Source organism: Fibrobacter sp. (genome assembly GCF_017545445.1).
GTDB lineage: Bacteria > Fibrobacterota > Fibrobacteria > Fibrobacterales > Fibrobacteraceae > Fibrobacter.
In genome coordinates, this window is sequence record NZ_JAFWOM010000144.1 from 20,935 (window position 1) to 37,636 (window position 16,702).

A 16,702-nucleotide genomic window follows, 5' to 3' on the forward strand; every position below is an offset into this window, starting at 1 on the left:
GTGTTTTTACAATCACAAACATTTATTATAATTCATTCTGTGAAAATGAAAAATATATCGACTTCTTTATTGAGCCTTGCAGGACTTTCTGTGGGGATGTTCCTTGCTGCATCTTGTGCAGCTCCTTCTGCAAATTCTAAAGCGGATTCAGTGACTGAATCCGTTGCACCTCCGATTCAAGCCCCAGTTTACACGGCTCCAGTGGCTGTGTTCGAAATGCGTGTGCTTGATTTCGATAAGCAGGTGCGTGTCGTCGAAAAGCCAACGCTTGCGGCTCTTGATTTTGCGGCCTATTTTGCAAATCCGATTCGTATGGCGGGTATGGATGAAAAACCTGAAAATTATGCGGGCAAAATGGCGAACGCAAAACTTGCAGAGTATCCGTTTCCGATGCTTGATTCAATATCAGAAAATGAGCCTGACGCAGTTGCTGGCATAGCCCCGATTGCATGGGAACCGTTTGCAAAGATACTTTATGCGCAGACTGGCGATGATTCGCTTTCGAAAACGTTGAATGATATTGAAGCAATCAAATGGGATGAACCTGATGTTTTCCGTGCTTTTCAGACGGTGACCCGTTTATGGGGTGTGCCGGGAACAGGCAATAATCAGGGGAAGGTGGAATGGTGGGCCGAAGTGATGCCTGCTGTTTGGACCGGACGCACTTCGTTCTATGGCAAGTTGAAATTTGCTTCGGGCGGTGAAACTGCCGAAGTCTTGAATTATTACATGACAGCCGAGATGAATAGCGAAGAGGCGATGAACTGGGCTCGTACGCTTTCGTCCTATTGGTATCCGACTTTGAATACGGATTTGGAACAACATACTCCGGGCGCGATTTGGGAAAATTCCCGTGCGAATCGCCCGTTTGCCGTGATGCGTGGAAATCCGATGGGAAAGCCCATGTGGGTCGCTTTTGAAGTTCCCGCTTTCCGTTTGACGGATGAACAGCTCCGCGCTGCTGCTGTTGCAGATTCTCTTGCTGCTGCTGGCGAAGTTGTTCCTGTGAATCGTACGCTTGATACGAGTTCGTACGCTCGTCTCGAAACGCTTGCTTCTCTCGAAAATAGCTGCCCTGCAACGCCTGCGACAAAGAAGTTCCGCGAAGCGTTGAAGAAAAAGCTTTCGAAGCTCCCGAAGGAACAGAATGCTTGGGCCGATGACGGAATGCTTTGGTTCCGCCGTAACGCCAACTATCTTATTGCAGATAAAATTAGCGGTCAGGATAGCCTGCACAATCCGCTTCCGCGTATGATTGAACTCAAACAATATCTGGATTCGATGAACGTTCAGCTCTTGGTCGTGCCAATTCCGGTGAAAGAAGAAATCTATGCGGATAAACTTGTGAAGGGGACTCCTGCGGATTTGTGTGTGAACGTCAATGGTCGTGCATTTGTTCGCGAAATGCTTGCTGCTGGCATTGATGTGTTGGATCTTTATCCGTCATTGATGGCCGCACGCATGGGTGATGAGCCGCCTCATTACAGCTACCAGCGCTACGATACGCATTGGGCGTTGCCGGGCATGCTTGCCGCGATGGAACAGCTTGCGTCTCGTGTGACGCAGTACAGCTGGTATGCTGAAGCAAATCCGCAGCCGGGTAGCCTTGTGATGAAGGATACGGTCGTGCTTCGCGAAGGTGATTTGGTCGCTCATCTTTCGGATAAAGAAAAGTCCAAGTATGCTGCTGATACGCTTGCTGGCATGAAAATTTACAAGGGCGACAAAGCGTACAAGGGAGGTAAGAATGCTCCCATCCTTTTGATGGGCGATTCGTTCACGGGTGTATTTGAATCTGTGGATCAGAAAAGCGGTGGTCCGGGTTCTCTCCTCGCTTATGCCACAGGGCTTGATGTACAAGTGCTTACGAGTTGGGGCGGTGGCCCCGGCGTTCGCAGCCGTCTCAAGAAAATGAAGAAGGATATGCAGAGCAAGCGTCTCGTGATTTACATGATGACTGCTCGTGACTTCTGGCAAAGCCCGATGGAATGGGACGGACTCTAGGAAGGTATTAGGTAATAGGTGTTAGGTTTTAGGTTCTTATAATTTCGGTTAAGGTTGGTGAGTCTGCCGAACCATGCCGCCTGACTGACCTAATTCCTATCCCCTACAACCTATAGCCTGTTTGCGTTCCATTAGCTGAAATTTATGTATCGTCTATCGTCTAAACTCTTTTGGCCAGCGTTAATTATTGCCTTTGTAGTCGCTCTTTCGCTGATTCTATGGAGTGGGAGCGGAAAAGGTGTTTCTTATCGTGAAATGGCTTGTGCGTTTGAAGAACGAACTCCGTCTTGCTTAGATTCCGTTAGCGATTGGAACGAAGGACTTGCTTACTTTGATAGTAGTGTCGCTGCGACTCATGACACTTTAGGTTCCCTCAAAAATTTACTTTGGAACTTTTGGAAAATTGAATTTGCCGGGGCGGGCGAGGCGGCGATTGCAAAAGACGCGGTGCTCCCGCTCCGCGTTCTTGAAAATAAAAAGTCGGGATGCATGGGGATTTCGTGGCTTGCGCTTATGGTTGCGGAGGCTCGCCATTTTCGCTTAGATGCTATACTTTTGCCGGGACATGTTTTTTTGCGTTATGATTCGAAAAACTTGGAGCCGAACCGCCGCGGATATTCCTACACAGATGCGGAATATCGCGAAAAGTACAAAGACGGAAACTGGACGGGGCTGGAATTTAGTCCGCTTGAACCCCAAGAATTTGTGGGGCTTGCCGCTTTTGATATTGGAAATTTGTACCTAGAAAATGATGTCCCGCGAGCTTTGACTTGGTACCGAATGGCGGAGGAATTTTTCCCCAAATACCCTGGAATTTCAGTCAATCAGGCTATTGCGAAAAGTAAATTGCCAGATTCGTTATAATTTTCTTATTTTACGAGCTTTAATGCTTGTTAATGGACCGTAGTTTTTTTTCGACTTTTTTGTGATTGCTTAAAATGCTATTTTTTAGGAGAAATGTCAAACTTGCTTCCTTTTGCAATTCTCATTTGAACGATTTTCTTTTGTCTTGGGAGAAAAAAAGATGAAAAACCGCATTATACAGAAATGGAATAGGCTTGTTTTTTTGCTTTTGCCTATACTATTGATTTCTTGTACCGATGAAAATGAAACTCCGTTTTTTCCTAGTTTAGCTTCAACATCGTCTTTGGAATATAACAAGAATATAGACGGCTTTGTTCTTGTCAAGGCGAATGGAAAATCGACGTTTCTTGGATCTAATGCTTCTGGAGTACGCAATAGCGAAACTCCGCAAATGGAAGTGCGCTTTACCTATGATTTTTATATAAGCGAACATGAAGTCTCGCGTGGAGAATATAATGCATTGCGTAAAGATGCCGGTGCCGAATGCGAAGGCGAGTGCAATGACAATAGTCCTGTAACCAATGTGACTTATTACGATGCAATTCTTTATGCGAATGCTAAAAGCAAAGCTGAAAATTTAGATACGGTTTATACTTACGAAAAAGCGTCTTTTGGCGTTTCGGGAGGTTGTGTTGAACTTTCGGGGCTTGCTTTTCATGAAAATGTCAATGGATACCGTTTGCCGACGGAGGCTGAATGGGTCTATGTGGCGAGCCAGGGATGGAATCCTTTGGCTGGCTGGAATAGCGAAAATTCAGACTATGCTTATCACGATGTAGCAACATCGCAGACGAACGACCTTGGTGTTTATGATATGGCTGGCAACGTTCTTGAATGGGTGAACGACTGGCTGACGTATTTTGCGGATAAAGTAGTAACTAACTTTGTCGGAGGTTCTGATGGAGGAAGTTTGGGAGAACGCGTTGTCAAGGGGGGTAGTTTTCGCAATGAACCTTCGGTGATGAATACGTATAGCAGAGGTGACGTTTATACGGTGACTGCTTCTGCTAAAGGCGTTTATCTTGGATTTCGTTTGGCTTTAGGCGCTATACCCAAGGCGACCTGGCTTGATGAACGCGGAAACGTCAAAGAATCTATTGTAAATGTTTCTATGGCGACTTTCCCCATGAAACATTTGACAGGAACGTTTGTTTCTAAATTAGTCTTTCGCAATGATGTAACGGGTAATTTGTCTTATATCTATTTTGGTGATGGTGTTAGTTCTGTTGTCGAAATTAAGGATACGTTGCATGCTTATCATCCTGATATTTCGCCAGATGGAAATCGTGTCGCTTTTTGCACTAGTGTCGAAGGCATTTCTGGACCATCGGATGTTTACGTTCGCAATCTTGATGCTGCAGGGTCAGGACTAGTTAAGTTGAATGTCGAAAATGCAGCAATTCCGCGCTGGAGGGTTTTAGATAACGGCGATACGGTTATTGTTTATGTAACAAGTGCTGCGAATAATAAGGATGACGCTACCTTTGCCTCTGCAAGTACATGGCAGGTTCCTTTTGCCGATGGAAAATTTGGAACCCCGCAAAAACTTTTCGATGGTGCTTATCATGGCGGCATAAGTGAGGATGGCTTGTTTGCCGTGACTGGGGCTAGGCTTTTACGCACCCGTGTGGCTGACAAGGGAATGACGCTTGCTAATGCTCATGATACCGTTTGGTACAATGGAGAACAGGCTTGTAATGTAACGCTTGCGAATGACGGCTCCAAGCGTGTGGCTTTTCTTGATTTTGGCGGAAAGACGGGTGCTGATTTTGTCGGAACACCCTATCGTACTCATGAACGGCTTTTAGTGATGAATGAAAATGGCGAACTTGTTCAGAGTGTCGAAGCTCCGAACGGTTATACGTTTGACCATACCGAATGGGTTTTAGGCGGTTCAAATCTTGTAGTTGCTACACTTACAAATTCCGATGGAGCTCATCAAAAAATTGTACTTGTTGATTTATCTGACGGGTCCGTGAATACTGTTGTGGAAGCTGAGGAACTTTGGCATCCGTGCCTTTGGCATTCAAAGAAAAATTATGGAAGTGAAGAACTTGATACGGATAGTGCTGGAGTCTATTATTGGTCTAGTGCTTTTTATAGTGCTTTAGAGCTTCGCGTTAAGTTAGAGCGGTTCTGGGAAAATCGCGATGAAATTACAGCTGTTGCTCTTGGGTCTTCTAGAACAATGTTTGCTTTGCATGACAAAGAAGTTAAATCGTTCCATCTTTTGAATATGGCGTATTCTGCTGGGCAAATGACAGGAATCAATTACTTGTTTACAAACTATGTGTTGAATCATTTGAAAAATTTAAAAGTTCTTGTTCTTGAAATATCTCCAGACTTTTTATGGTATGATGGTAATTCGACTTGGTGGAAGGTTGTTTATGATAAAGTTCCTGGATTCAAGTACGATGAAAATCATAAATTCTGGGTGGATGGCTTGCCTGAACATTTTGTAGATGCGGTAAAAGAAACTCCGCGTCCTGAGACTGCTTTGCAGCATCCTTATAACTTAGATGATTTCTTGTTGCCTGGGCGCGAATGGGGGGATCCTCTTTTGCAAAGAGATTCGACTGAACAAAATTTCGATTCTCCGATCTATAAAGAAAATTATTCTGTTTTCAAAAAGATTGTGCAAACCGCTCGTGAAAAAGGTTTAGATGTTATTGTGACTGTTTTACCGCTGAATCCGGCATATGTCAAAACGGGATCGTTTGGTGTTTATGGCCCAAGGCGGAGTGTCGCTATGGAAATCATTGATTCTGTCAAGACTCTTGATGTGGTTTTCTTTGATGAAAATCGCTTCGGAAATCACGACTACACGAGTGAAATGGCGTACAATACAGACCATTTGGCTACAGATGGAGCAAAACAATATACGCATCGTTTGGATTCTTTGCTTTCTACATTGAAAAAGTGATGGCTTTTGAACAATTAAATTGGTTATTTAATTATTGTGCTGACGTACCAGTTTGCAAATAAATACTGTTTTGGGACAGTTGCCATTTTTGCAATTTTGTTTGCGGTATTTCCGCTGACGGATACCGATATCTGGTGGCATTTGGCTTGTGCGCGTGAATGGGTGACTACATGGACTCCGGTTCGCGAGCCTGTCGTGAACGTGCATGAATACTTTCAGCAGATTGTTGCGCTTGTTTATAATGTTGGCGGATCGCCGTTGCTTGTTGCTTTTAAGGCTGTTTTGTGGGGCGTTGTTTTTGCGCTTTTCTTGTGGCCTTCGGTACGGAGTCTTCAAAAAAACGACATTGCGAACACCAAAGGTGTGAAGCAATCTATTATGCCGCTTGCGCTTTTTGCTGTTCTTCTCTTTGTTTTCCGGTTTCATTTGGAAATGCGACCAGTCGTTTTTTCACTAGTTTTCCTTGGAATTTATTGGAATGTTCTGCCGTCTTTTTTTGAAATCAGTCATTCTGGGATGGCTCTTAATTGTAGTGATTGCTTCCATAAAATATATATTTCCAAATTTTTAGTTGCTTTGGCTTTACTTGTTTTGCAGTGGGTGTGGTGCAAGTGTCAAGGTTTATACATCTTAGGGCCAATTTTTGCGTCAATCGCTTTCGGAGTGGGACTATTTGATTCTTGGAAAAAAGAAATTTGTACGAAAAATACAGCGCTGCAAGTTTTTTTTGTAATACTTCTCTTTGCGATTCCTTTGATGCATCGTGAAGGGTTGAACTTGTTTTTGTACCCGTTCGGTTTGTTGAATCGTTTGCTAGGAATGTCTCCGTCGGCTGTAATTTTTGCAAGTGAAATTGCCGAAAATCGTTCGCCTTTTACGCTCTTGATGGTGGGCGAGAATGTTCTCGAATCGATGTTGATGATTGTGTTGTGTATCATTGGGCTTGTTGTTGGCGTTATGAAGTTGCGTCGTCCTGATTCCTGTGTGCATGGCTCAATCATAGAAGTCACTAGAACTTTATGGCTTTTCATTGCTGCAATTCTTGCTCTCATCGCTGAACGCAATTTTGTACTTTTTTTACCTGTATTTTTTGCTGAATTTCCTGATTGTAAACAAACTTTTTTGCACAGGATGGCTTCTCTTGATTTGATTCCTTTTGGTTTTAAGCATTTTCAATTAATTTCTAGAATACTAACGACTAAATGCTGTTTATTAATTGTTGCTTTTATAGCTTTCCTCCTCGGCCTTTGGGGTAAATCTCTATCGTCTTACGATTCCTCAATTGCTTACCAGCGTGTTCCCGTCGCTGCAACGGAATGGATGAAAAATCATCCGCATCAGGGGCGCTTGTTCAATGACGATCGTGCTGGCGGTTATCTTGCTTTTGTGAATCCGTCGGATTCCATTTTCATTGATGGTCGTTTTATCTTGAAAACGGCGGATTTTTTTGAGCGGTATCTAAATTATTCCGAGTCGCCGCAATTATTTTTTCAAGATGCGGATTCATTGAATATTGACCGTGTTGTACTTCCGCTGCGTTATTATGCGAGATGGTATTTATTGATTTCCTCGCTTGATTCTGACGAAAATTGGAATGTTTCATACCGAGACTCTTTTTTTGTTGTGATAGACCGTCAAAATCATTGAAAATCATGGGCTCAAAAAACTATATTTTAGCAAATAGGCTCGTTCTAATTTAATGTTTATGTATTTTATTGATGTAGGATAATATGAAATACTTTTTTTTCTGTATAGCTTTGCTTTTGTCTTTAGGGCAAGTTGTTTCTTGTTCTGGTGAGGATTCTCCTCATTCACCGAAAATAGATCCTCCGAGTGATTCGCTTTCAGGAATGATGCGGGTAAATGTAACTAATGAGTCTGTGCTTCTAGGAACTAAAGATGCCTCTGCAAAAGCTGATGAACGCCCACAGATGAAGGTCGTGCTGAATTATGATTTTATGTTTGGCAGGAACGAAGTTACTTGTGGTGAATTTAATTCATTGATGAAAAAAGCTACGGGACTAGTTCTTGATTGCAAAAATGACAGTTTGCCTGCAACAGATGTTACTTATTACGATGCTGTTCTTTTTGCAAATGCTCGTAGCAAGGCAGAAAAAAAGGATACAGTTTATTCTTACAGCAAGGCTTTTTTTGATAACGAAAAACATTGTACGAACTTAGAAAGTTTTGTGTTCCATGCAGAAACGGATGCCTATCGTTTGCCGACCGAAGCAGAATGGATGCTTGTTGCCAAGGCTGTATGGAAGCCTTCTGAAAGTTGGACTGCAGATAATTCGGAATACCGATTGCATAAAATTTGTAGCAAGGCGACTTCGGATGATGATGTTTGTGACATTATCGGAAATGCGATGGAATGGGTGAACGATTGGTTCGGCAATTTCAGCGATACGACTTTAACAAATTATGTTGGTGCACCGGATGGTGGGGCGCTTGGTCGTCGTATTGTCAAAGGGGGGAGCTATCGCAACTCGTTGGATGCCATTAACGCTTATAACCGCGGTGACATATACACGGTTACTTCTTCGACCCGTGCGGAGTATGTGGGCTTTCGTCTTGCTTTTGGTTCTATCCCGGAACCCACATGGATGGGGGCTGGTGGAAAAACTGTTTCAAGTCTAATAGTACCGCTTACGACATCTGCCAAAATTCGTAACCTGCTTGGGACGTATAATGTAAAACTTGCATTCAGTGTTGATCCGACGCAAAAAAATTCTGGAAATCTAGCATTTATTGATTATTCGAGTGGAACTCTTTCTGTGACGGAAATTGTTGACACGTTTAATGTCTATCATCCTGAAATTTCACCGGACGGTAAAAAAGTGGCGTTTTGCACGGGGTTAGAAGGCATCGCTAGTGATTCTTCGGCTGTTTATGTTCGTGATTTGAATGCGCAAGGTTCTAACCTCGTGAAGTTAAATGTGAAAAGTGCTGCGATTCCGCGTTGGCGAGTTCTTGGCAACGGTGATACCGCGATAGTTTATGTGTCCAATGCTGGGAACAATAAGGATGAATCGTCGTTTAAATCAGCATCTACATGGCAGGTGACTTTTGCAAAGGGTAAATTTGGCACTCCCAAAAAATTGTTTGACGGCGCGTATCATGGAGGCATAAGCGAAGATGAAAAACTTGCAGTCACAGGTGCGAGATTGCTGCGAGCTCGTGTTGCAAAAAAAAGTTCGTCTGTGATGTCGAACGCTCGTGATACGGTTTGGTACAATGGGGAACAAGCTTGTAATGCATCCATTGCCAAGGATAGCTCCAAACGTACTATGTTCCTTGATTTTGGTAGTAAGACGGGGCGTAAGTTTGTTGGAAATGATTACGGAACTCATGAACGTTTGCTTATTGCGGACTCTACCGGAAAACTCATTCAGTCTATTGCCGCATCAAGCGGGTATTCTTTCGATCATTGCGAATGGATTTTGGGTGGAGATAATTTTGCTGTGGCGACGCTTACGAACGTGAATGGCGCACATACAAAGATCGTTCTTGTAAACTTGACTGATAGCTCGATTGTTGAACTTGTCGAAGGTGAAGAACTTTGGCATCCTAGTTTTTGGGTGTCCCAGAGTTCTAAAACGGGTAATGTTGATTTGGTATCGGATAGCGCCGGCGTTTATTTCAATGAAAAGGGTGGTGAAGCCGCAATAATCCTACGCTATAAAATGGAACTGTTGTGGAAATACCGGAATGAGGCTAATGTTGTTATTCTTGGCTCTTCGAGGGCTCTTAATGGTGTAAACCCATTGTTGTTTAGTGATGATTTTTTTGCTATAAACATGGCGAATATTCCGAATATGATGGTTGTGTCGGATTTTTTGGTGACGCATTATGTCTTGCCTCATGTGAAAAAACTCAAGTACCTTGTGATTTCTTTGGATATTGATTTATGGTATCATAAAGAACAAAGTTCGTATAATTTCTTTTCTCAAGAATATAGGGAATATCCAGGATATATTTTTGATGAAAATCATGATTTCTGGATAAATGGTGTTCCTGATAAAATGGATGAAATGACTGAAAATTCGATGGGCCATGAATATTATGCATCGAAATTCAGGAGTGTTCGCGGTTTCAATGTGGAAGAATGCGGTTCGTGGGAAAAATCACCTGCTATTGATAACGATAGTACATGGAAGTCTTCTAAGTCGTCTAATTATTACAGTAGTTTTAATCACTTGAAAAATATTTTGATGATGGCTGAAAATTATGGAGTGTATGTGGTTGGTGTTGTGTTCCCGCAAAGCCCTGGCTTTAAAAACACTGGAGCTTTTGGACGGTATGGCCTTCGTCGTAGCGAAGCTTCTATGTTATTGCAAGAGATTAAGGATTTATCTAAGGAATATCCTCATTTCGTTTTCGTAGATGAAAATAAAATGGGCAATCACGATTTTACGGATGCGATGGCTCAGAATCGTGATCATCTGTGTTCTGTTGGGGCTAAAAAAATGACGGCTCGTTTAGATTCTGTTTTGAAAAAAATAAAATAGTGGATTTTTTTAGTGACTTTTTGACATAAAAAAATTCATAGAGCGTACCGATTTCATTAATTTTACAGTATATTTAGTTTGGATGTGTGGAGTTGGCGAGGGCTTTATGAAAAATTCTGTGTCCGGGTTGTCTGTACCCAAGTTTCTTTTTACTGCAAGTGTTTTGCTTGCGGCGCCTGTTGTATTTTCCGCAGACTGGTACGCTAAGGAACATCGCTGGGCGGGGCACGACCCTGACATCATCCGTTATGAGGATGGCTACGCTCTTGCGACGACGGATAACCACATGCTTATGCAGTTTTCTGAAGATGCGCTGAACTGGAAAAATGGCGACCCTGCGATGCCGGAATTTTCCAAATGGCTTTACAAGTATGCGCCGAACATGATTGACATTTGGGCTCCCGACATCCATTACGTTGGCGGCGAATATCGCATGTACTATTGCGGTTCCGAAATGGGCATCCGTTCGTCGGGCATGGGATTCATGTCGAGCAAGGAAATCGACCCGACAAAACCCGGCTACGGCTGGACGGACATGGGCGAGGTGATTCATACGGTCAAGAGTGATTCTTATAACGCGATTGACGCTGCCGTGCTTAAAGATCTCGATGGAAAAGTTTGGATGGCGTTCGGCTCGTGGGGCACAGGTATCCACATTCTGGAACTTGATGAAAAAACGGGCAAGGTGAAAGACGGCGCGAAGATGAAGAATATCGCAAATCGCGGCGGTGCAGGCGTCGAGGGGGCAAGCCTCATTGAACATAACGGCAAATACTTCTTGTTTACGGCTTGGGACAATTGTTGCAAGAAGGGGGCTGACCTCGAAAATAATTCGTACAAGACGACGGTCGGTCGCTCGAACCGTATTGACGGAGGCTATGTCGATCGTTCTGGTAAGGCGCTCTTGGATGGCGGCGGAACGATTCTTTTGAGCCGTTACGGTCGTTATTACGGGCCTGCGGGCGGCGAGGCTTTTGAAGATGTGAACCGTTTGCGCTTCGTCAATCATTACTACGATAAAAACGATGGCGGCAATTCTTACATACAAGTGCGCGATCTTGTATTTACCGAAGACAACTGGCCCGAAATGGGGCAACCGTTTTTAGGGCGTTACTTGAGTGCCGAAGCAGAACACGGCATCCTCACGCATGTGGATATTTCTAGCAGTTCCAAGGCTTCTAACGGAGAATTTTGTGCTTACATCAATTATGACGATAGCAGAATTCGCTTGCCGATGATTATTCCACAGGCTGGCGATTACCTTATCCGTTATCGTTACGACAACAACTGGACCGAAGATGGTGCAAACGGCAGTTCGCATTTTGTCGATATCAACGGCAAGACGCAAGAAGTGCAGTTGCCGCTGACGGGGGCCTGGAGCGAATTTCCTGAAAAATCTGTTGTCTATATTCCGACTAAACTCAAGCGTGGTTCGAACTTCATTGAAATTACGAAGGGCAAGCATTATGCGGAACTCGACCGCCTTGATTTTTTACGCATCATCCGCGATACGATTCCTGCGAACGGTTTTGACAACGGCATTCGCGTGCGGCTTACGAAGGATGACGAGTTTGCGATTAAGGATGGCGGCTACGCGATTTTCGAAAATGTGATTACAGATTCTATTGTGGGCGTTGGCGTGAATGTGCAAGTGAAAAACGCTGCTGGCGGAACGCTCTCGCTTCGCAAGGAGAGCAAGAAGGGCGATGTGATTTCGAAGTGCGAATTGCCCGGAAGTGGCGATGCGACCAAGTGGGAAGAGGTGAAATGTTCCAACTTGCCCAAGCTGAGTGGCGTTCAAGACTTTTATCTGACCGCAGAAGGGCTTGGCGGCGAAACTCTTGTAGGGAACTTCAAGTTCGGTAAAGCGGATTCGTCGTCAGTCGGGATTCGCGATGTCCATCGTGCAAACTCGGCCAGCGTGCGTTCGCTTGAGCCGAAATCAAATTTCCATGACCTTAAAGGCCGCCGCTACGACAAGCAGATTCCTTACCGCGTTATGTTCTAAACGCGGCTTGCTTGCTGTTACTTCAAGAATGCGAAGAACACGGCGGCGATAATCAGCAAGAACGCGACGATGTGGTTCCACTGGAGCGTTTCCGTGTGGAACACCGTCACGGCGATTGTCGTGAACACGGTGAGCGAAATCGCTTCTTGGATGATTTTCAGCTGCATCAAGCTGAATGGTCCGCCGTTGATGCGGCTGCCGATGCTATTGGCGGGAATCATAAAGCAGTATTCAAGGAATGCTAGCCCCCACGACGCGAGAATCACGAGAATCAGCGGCCAGTCGGTGCTGATGTGCATTTCTTTGAGTTTGAGATTGCCGTACCAAGCAAACGTCATGAAAACGTTGGAACAGCAGAGAAGAAGAATTGTAAAAATACCAGCTTTCATGGTTTAGTTGACGGTAGGAAGTTAGAAGTAGGAAGTTTTTTGCAGTGTCATCCTGAGCGGAGTGTAACGGAGTCGATATATGAAACTTTACTCTTTAGAGCCTTAGTTGAATTAGGTTCGAAGGAGCAGGGTCCAGTTATTTCTTATTGCGCCTTTCTCTCGCCTTTCATGGTTGTCGTCTCTCGTCTCAATCTATACGGCCTTCCGGTGCTATGTTGATACGCGAGGCGTTTGCGGACCTCTTCGAGGTATTTGATGTAGCGCTCGCTTTGGTAGTCGCGGTACGTCCAGTCAAAAGCGTGAAAATGCCCATCTTGAAAGTAAAGCGTCGGTTCCACGAATATGCCGCGCTGCATATAAACGCGTTGACGCTGGTCCTTAGTTGTTGCCAAAAAGAACTGTCCGAGTGTCATGTAGCCTGGATCGAGGTTCACAGGGCGCAGTCCCGGCGTGCCGTTTTCTTGGGCGATTTCGAGTTCTACGTCGTTTGTCCAGAGCTTGATATCGACAATCGTTTCGCGCTCGACGAGTTGCTCGTAGCTAAAAAATGCTCGCACTGGAGCATCGCCAATTTCTTCTTTGTAGTAATTCGTGAATGTAAACGGGAACGGTTCCAAGTTCAGGTCTTCTTCGCCGAATTTCGCTTGGAGTATGTCGCGAACCGCCTTCACGGATTCGGCATCTTTCGCGAGTATGCCCACGACAATTTTCACTTTGGCAGGAGTTCTAATTTCACCCATGCCACCAAATTTAGTAAAAGGCGAGAGCTGCGGCAAAACATTTATGTTTTGGCATAGCCGAGCCGTACTAAATGCGTCCGTAAGGACGCCAATTTAGCAAAAGTGAGCAAGGCGAGGAAGCGAGACTGCTTGCAGGCTCATTTTAGAGCCGCAGCCACGGATGCCGAAGGCATCAAAAGGCGAGAGCTGCGGCAAAAGTGTGCAAAACTCGAAAGCGCTAAACTTGTTTTTGCATTTTCGAGTTGCAGCCACTGACGTCATAGACGTCAAAATATTTATGTTTTGGCATAGCCGAGCCGTACTAAATGCGTCCGTAAGACGCCAATTTAGTAAAAGTGGATGACTTGAATTTTGTATTTTTCATTACATGAAACTTTCTACAATTACGTCTCATTTATCTCGTCACTCGTTCAGTTTGGTGCACTTCGGCAGGCTCCGTGTACCACTCAGTGGTCTTTTGCCGTCTCTCGTCTCTCGTCTCTCGTCTCTCGTCTGTATCCTCTCGTCTCTCGTCTTTACACTCTCGTCTATATCATACGCCGAGGCACCGCGTGTAGTGCCGTCGATTCTCGATTCTGTACCGCATGAGGCATCGCATTTTACGCAAGGGCTTTCGTTCGATGGCAAGGAAATGATTGAAACTACGGGGCTGTACGGAAAGTCCGGGCTTTACCGCCGCACGCTGGAAGGAAAAATCTTGGATTCGGCTCGCATAGAAGAACGTTATTTTGGCGAGGGTTCTGTTGTGTTGGGCGATGAGATTTATTACTTGACGTGGAAATCGCACAAGGCGTTTATTTATTCTCGCAAGCCGTTTAAATACAAGGGCGAGTTCCGTATCCCGACCGAAGGCTGGGGGCTTACGCTATGGCAGGACCAGCTTTTGATGAGCAACGGCACAGATGAACTTTTGCAAATTGCTCCGGGCGGTTTTGCCGTATCGGGCAACATCAAGGTTCGCGATGGACGTTATTCGATAAAACTGCTGAACGAACTTGAAGTTGTTGGAAATACTTTATACGCTAATATTTGGCAGACGGATCTGATTGCTGAAATCGAACTTCCGAGCGGGAAGGTGTTGCGTTATATCGACTTTTCGAAAAAAGCGGGGGAGATTCGTGAACGATTCCCCGGCGTGGATGTGCTGAACGGAATCGCTTACGATGGCAAGGACTTCTGGATAACCGGCAAGCTTTGGCCGCAGATTTACAAAGTTAAATTCTAGATTAGTGCCTGTGCGAGAATTGTTTTCGTCTAATTTGCGTGTGTAATCACGCGTCGATCCTCATACACCGCTCAAGATTCTTCGCGGCGATGTTGGCGTCATTCTGACCCTGAAAGGGGAAGAATCCAGTGAAAAAGCCCCTTTTTTTCCGTATTTTCTAACCACTAACCACTAATCACTAACCACTAATTTTCTATATATGCTCTCAAATTGCATTTTTGCCTGGGTCCTGTGACCAGATTCGCCAATTCCACTGGTGCTAGAGCAGTAAACTCGGACAAAAACATGTAATGAAACAAAACAATCAAAAAAAGGAATGGCTACAATGGCTACTATCACAAAAGAAAAGGCTGCAGAACTCACCGCTAAGTTTGGTGCTAACGAAAAGGACACCGGTAACGTCCGCGTTCAGATCGCTATCCTCACGGAAAAGATCAAGAACCTCACCGAACACATCAAGACCAACAAGAAGGACTTCCACTCTCTCCGCGGTCTGTCTATGATGGTTGCAAAGCGCAAGAACCTTCTCAAGTACTACGGCGAAAAGGACATTATCGCTCAGCGTGCATTGATCAAGGAACTCGGTCTCCGCGGCTAATTCTCGTATTGGAGATTTTTTATGTCAACAGAAGCTTATCAAGCTAAATACGGCAAGATGCTCGATCCGAAGGAAGTGTCTGTAAACCTTCCGGATGGCCGTGTGATTACGTTTGAAACTGGCCGTATCGCAAAGCAGGCACGTGGTTCTGCTGTCGCCAAGATGGGGGACGCGTTTGTCCTTTCTACCGTTTGCTACGGTGAAGAAAAGGATGGTGACTTCTTCCCTCTGACAGTTGAATATCGCGAAAAGTCTTATGCTGCCGGACGCCTGCCTGGTGGCTACAGCAAGCGCGAACCGGGTCGTCCGAGCGATGAAGAAATTCTTTCTGCGCGTATCATCGACCGTCCGATTCGTCCGATGTTCCCGGAAAACTTCACTCGTGAAGTTCAGGTTATCGTTCAGGTTCTTTCTTCCGACAAGAAGTTCGCTCCGGACGTCTTGGGCGTGAGTGCCGCATCTCTTTCCATCGGTCTTTCTGAACTCCCGTTCGAACAGCAGGTCGCTGCCGTTCGCGTGGCTGTGGTCGATGGCCAGAACGTCGTGATGCCGACTTACGATCAAGTTGCCGTGGCCGATCTAGACCTCGTGGTCGCCGGTACGGAAGACTCCGTGTGCATGGTCGAAGGTGGTGCTTACGAAGTGTCCGAAGACACGATGATTGGCGCTATCCTCGCGGGTCACGAAGTGATTAAGGAAATGTGCAAGGCTCAACAGCAGCTCGTTGAACGCTGCTCCAAGCCGAAGATGGAACTCAAGCCGAAGTTTGTTGGTGAAGAACATGACAAGCTCGTTGCTACGGTCAAGGAAGTTGTCTGGGATGAACTGAACAAGGACGTCCACTCCAACATGGTCAAGACCGACTTCTATCCGGCTATGGCAGATCTCTGCGCCCGTATGCTCGAAGACGAACGCATTCTCGCTATCGTCGGCAAGGACGATGCTCAGGATGCAGCCCTCGTTGCCGATGCGAAGGGTATCTTCAGCGACCTTGAACGCACCGCCATGCGCGAAATGATTTTGAACGAAGACGTGCGTCTCGATGGTCGTAAGACGACCGAAGTCCGTCCGATCGAAATCGAAATGGGCGTGCTCCCGCGTGCTCACGGTTCTGCAATCTTCCAGCGTGGCGAAACCCAAGGTCTCGTCATTTGTACGCTTGGAACAAAGGCTGACGAACAACGTTTCGAAAGCTTGCAGGGCGAAGGCGCCAAGAGCTACATGCTCCATTACAACTTCCCGCCGTTCTCTGTCGGCGAATGCAAGAAGCTCGGGCTTTCTCGCCGTGAAATTGGTCACGGTCACTTGGCCGAACGCTCCCTCGCAGCAGTCCTTCCGCTCCCGGAAGACTTCCCTTACACCATCCGCGTGGTTTCCGAAATCATGGAATCCAACGGTTCTTCTTCCATGGCCTCTGTTTGCGGTGGCTGCCTCAGCTTG

Annotated in this window: 11 protein-coding genes; 9 read left to right on the forward strand and 2 right to left on the reverse strand. The window is 45.4% G+C overall.

Going from position 1 to position 16,702, the window contains the following annotated elements:
* Nucleotides 1-45: 45 nt before the first annotated feature.
* The 6 genes from IKG78_RS17040 to IKG78_RS17065 all read left to right on the forward strand — a co-directional run bounded on the left by IKG78_RS17040 (nt 46) and on the right by IKG78_RS17065 (nt 12,310).
* Entirely contained in the window at nt 46-2,004 is a 1,959-nt protein-coding gene (locus IKG78_RS17040) for a hypothetical protein (protein ID WP_290945702.1), read from the forward strand.
* Nucleotides 2,005-2,148: 144 nt separating this feature from the next.
* Nucleotides 2,149-2,868 carry a transglutaminase family protein gene (locus IKG78_RS17045; RefSeq protein ID WP_290945704.1) on the forward strand — a complete coding sequence of 240 codons (720 nt, stop codon included), beginning with the start codon at nt 2,149-2,151 and terminating at the stop codon, nt 2,866-2,868.
* A gap of 160 nt (nt 2,869-3,028) precedes the next feature.
* Nucleotides 3,029-5,791 (forward strand): TIGR02171 family protein, encoded by a 2,763-nt coding sequence (locus IKG78_RS17050; RefSeq protein WP_290945706.1) that lies wholly within the window; start codon nt 3,029-3,031, stop codon nt 5,789-5,791.
* 195 nt (nt 5,792-5,986) lie between these two features.
* The gene (locus tag IKG78_RS17055) at nt 5,987-7,438 is read left to right on the forward strand and encodes a hypothetical protein (protein WP_290945708.1); all 1,452 of its coding nucleotides are present in this window, start codon (nt 5,987-5,989) and stop codon (nt 7,436-7,438) included.
* 83 nt (nt 7,439-7,521) lie between these two features.
* The gene (locus IKG78_RS17060; RefSeq protein ID WP_290945710.1) at nt 7,522-10,302 is read left to right on the forward strand and encodes a TIGR02171 family protein; all 2,781 of its coding nucleotides are present in this window, start codon (nt 7,522-7,524) and stop codon (nt 10,300-10,302) included.
* Nucleotides 10,303-10,408: 106 nt separating this feature from the next.
* Complete coding sequence (locus IKG78_RS17065) at nt 10,409-12,310, forward strand: family 43 glycosylhydrolase (RefSeq protein WP_290945712.1); 1,902 nt, start codon at nt 10,409-10,411, stop codon at nt 12,308-12,310.
* A 17-nt stretch (nt 12,311-12,327) separates the two neighbouring features.
* On the opposite strand, the gene IKG78_RS17070 is transcribed toward IKG78_RS17065, so the two are convergent.
* Nucleotides 12,328-12,699: a DMT family protein gene (locus tag IKG78_RS17070; RefSeq protein ID WP_290945714.1), complete on the reverse strand. Its 372-nt coding sequence runs from the start codon at nt 12,697-12,699 to the stop codon at nt 12,328-12,330.
* A gap of 143 nt (nt 12,700-12,842) precedes the next feature.
* Nucleotides 12,843-13,439, reverse strand: a complete 597-nt coding sequence (locus IKG78_RS17075; protein WP_290945716.1) for a DUF4416 family protein — start codon at nt 13,437-13,439, stop codon at nt 12,843-12,845.
* 367 nt (nt 13,440-13,806) lie between these two features.
* Here IKG78_RS17075 and IKG78_RS17080 point away from each other — a divergent pair, with 367 nt between their 5' ends.
* The 3 genes from IKG78_RS17080 to IKG78_RS17090 form a co-directional block, all read left to right on the forward strand.
* On the forward strand, nt 13,807-14,664 hold the full coding sequence (locus IKG78_RS17080; protein ID WP_290945718.1) for a glutaminyl-peptide cyclotransferase: 858 nt from the start codon (nt 13,807-13,809) through the stop codon (nt 14,662-14,664).
* Nucleotides 14,665-14,989: 325 nt separating this feature from the next.
* Nucleotides 14,990-15,262, forward strand: coding sequence for a 30S ribosomal protein S15 (gene rpsO / locus IKG78_RS17085; RefSeq protein ID WP_088640149.1), 273 nt, complete (start codon nt 14,990-14,992; stop codon nt 15,260-15,262).
* A gap of 21 nt (nt 15,263-15,283) precedes the next feature.
* Nucleotides 15,284-16,702: polyribonucleotide nucleotidyltransferase (locus IKG78_RS17090; RefSeq protein ID WP_290945721.1), on the forward strand; the 1,419-nt coding region annotated here is incomplete at its 3' end.